This is a genomic window from Streptococcus sp. HMSC067H01 (genome assembly GCF_001814775.1).
Lineage (GTDB): Bacteria > Bacillota > Bacilli > Lactobacillales > Streptococcaceae > Streptococcus.
Window position 1 is genome coordinate 1 of the sequence record NZ_KV817781.1, and the last position, 1,470, is coordinate 1,470.

The window sequence follows — 1,470 nt, forward strand, 5'->3', positions numbered from 1 at the left end:
TTGGATACTTCACTTCTGGTGTTGATGGGAAGTTTGGATCATTTGGTGTCTCTGGTTTTGGAACCAAGTTTCCAAGTGGCTTGTAAGTGACAGTTTCTTCAAGATTTTCTTGAGTGACTGTCTTAGAAGCAACACTTCCTTTATCAGCGTAGTAACCTGTCAATCCTGGTGTTGGAACTGCATCATAGTTAGCCTTATTCGCTGTCCATGGTGCATCAGGGTTAAGAACTTTACCTGTAACTTTATCAAGATTTAAGGTACGTGTCCATTGTGCATTTTGAACATTGTCAGCTGGGGCTGTTGCCTTACCGTCTGATACCACATAATGAACAGTTGACGTTACATCTTTCTTCCATTGATCTTCCGCAGGGTATTTAGGACTGTTTGGATCATTTGGATTGATTGGATCTGTTGGGTTATGTGGATCGTTTGGTCCAACTGGAGTTTCAGCGTGTTTCAAAGTTACTGTCCAAATTTGGTCACGAGATGCATCTGTGTCGTAAGTTGCTCCTGCTGGGAACTCATCGCTAACGAGAACATAACCACGATCTTGGTATTTCTGAATCTTAGCTGTAGTTGAGTAATCAATAGCTTCACCAGATTTACCAGAAAGTTGATCATTTTCAAGTGTTGTACCAGTATTTTGGTCTACATAATTGATAATAGCTTTTTGTTCTGCCTTACGGTAGACAACAGGTGTATCTTCTCCTGGTTTGTTAGGAGTTACACTTTGTGTATCCGTCACATAACCTGGGATGACTGGAGTTGGAGTCTTGCCACCCTTAGTTGGATCTTCTGAATCGTTATTGTACTGTGGAGTTGGTGCTTTAGGAATTGGATTTCCTTCTGGATCAACTGGAATGATCTTACCAAGCGGTTTATATGTAACCTTATCCGTAACTTCTGGTTGATCTGGAGTAACTGTCTTAGATCCAGCTTCCTTCTTATCGGCATAGTAACCTGTAACTACTGGAACTGTTTCTTTACCATAAGTGTGATTAGGTTGATCCCATGTTGTATTTCCATCCACTTGTCTTTGTTTTCCTGTGAATGTGAAGTTATCTTGAACTTTATCAGCTGGAGTAGATGTTCCTGCTCCTTCAAACGTTACCGTTTGTTTAGTTGGTTTCGTCACATCATTTACGATTGGTACGTAGATGATTGGGGTGTCGCGTGAAATACGGTCTGAATCACTCTCGTCATTTGGCTCAATCGTTTTATCAACAATATTATAACCCCAAGCTTGTGGTTGTTCTTCTTTAATCTTGTATCCAGTTGGAGCATCAGGAATCTTAGTTTCCGCTGCTTCTGTAGGATTGGATGGATTATTTTCATAAATCTTAGAAACTGAACCTGGAATGACATTTCCAGATTCGTCCACTTGGATAATTTTTCCTAATGCTTTATAAGTAACCTTATCTGTAACTTCTGGTTGTTCTGGAGTAACTGTCTTAGATCCAGCTTCCTTCT

1 pseudogene is annotated in these 1,470 nt (G+C 40.3%); it reads right to left on the reverse strand.

What is annotated here, in order from left to right:
- A pseudogene (locus HMPREF2987_RS01405) lies at positions 1-1,470 on the reverse strand (hypothetical protein); the annotation flags it as partial.